A 550-nucleotide genomic window follows, 5' to 3' on the forward strand; every position below is an offset into this window, starting at 1 on the left:
TCGTCTACCAGACCATCAAGAACGGCCCGCAGGTCACGGTGCGGCTCGCGCGGGCGTGAGGCGGCGCCGTCGGCGACGACGACGCGTCCGTCCTCACCCTGAGGAGCTCGCGTAGCGAGCGTCTCGAAGGGCGAGGACGGCCTCGTCGGGCGGGCGGGTTCTTCGGGCGGGCTCGTCGGAGCGGTCTCGTCGGGCGGCCTCGTGGTTCGAGACGCGATCCTGCGGATCGCTCCTCACCATGAGGCGAGGCGTTGGTCGGCGCTGCCTCTTCACACTCGTCCCGGGCGCGCTGCTCCCGCCTCGTCACGCCACCCCGGTCACGACACACCAGCCACCGCGACCCTGTCACATTGTCCTTGTCCCCCGATCTCGCGTTGCTTCTGCCGCTCGCCGCCAAGATGGCGATCACGGCCCTGATCGTCGTCGTGGCGACGCTCGCGGCCGAGCGCGCCGGCCCTCTGCTCGGTGCCATGATCGCGACGCTGCCGACCTCGACCGGGCCGGCCTATGTCTTCCTCGCGCTCGCCCACGACGCCGACTTCATCGCGGC

1 pseudogene is annotated in these 550 nt (G+C 71.3%); it reads left to right on the plus strand.

Features of this window, described 5'->3' with window-relative positions:
* Nucleotides 1–350: 350 nt before the first annotated feature.
* Nucleotides 351–550 (plus strand): annotated as a pseudogene (locus ABTU92_RS30575) (hypothetical protein); the annotation flags it as partial.

It is taken from the genome of Rhodoplanes sp. SY1 (genome assembly GCF_046000175.1).
Classification (GTDB): domain Bacteria; phylum Pseudomonadota; class Alphaproteobacteria; order Rhizobiales; family Xanthobacteraceae; genus Rhodoplanes.